Origin of the sequence: Brevibacterium sp. SIMBA_078 (assembly GCF_046534565.1) — a bacterium.
Classification (GTDB): Bacteria; Actinomycetota; Actinomycetes; order Actinomycetales; family Brevibacteriaceae; genus Brevibacterium.
Window position 1 is genome coordinate 1 of the sequence record NZ_JAWRYQ010000122.1, and the last position, 303, is coordinate 303.

At 29.4% G+C, this 303-nt stretch carries 1 protein-coding gene; it reads left to right on the plus strand.

All coding sequences use genetic code 11. The features are described from left to right. On the plus strand, positions 1 to 225 hold a 225-nt coding region (locus SB749_RS19120; protein ID WP_410711692.1), incomplete at its 5' end, for a hypothetical protein. Between the last annotated feature and the right edge of the window lie 78 nt (positions 226 to 303).

Below are 303 nucleotides of genomic sequence, written 5' to 3' on the forward strand. Positions count from 1 at the left end.
CTATTCAGAGAGTTTATCAAAGTCTTAGGGTTTTTAATTTTTGTGGTTCCATTCAATTTGTATCTATCTATTTCAGGGGTGGTCACTTTTAATAGTATTTACTATTGGCTTATTGTGATCTTTTCGAGTTTTATTGGAGTTCTTGTTGCATTATATTGCGAGCAAACCTTAATTAAAAAACAGCTTAAAAAAACAATCCGCGATAAACACAGTAATAAAATATAAATTTAAAAAGAAATTGACCGGCTAATTACATTATAAAAATAAAAAGGCAAGCCATATAGGTGTAGTAGCTCATATCTG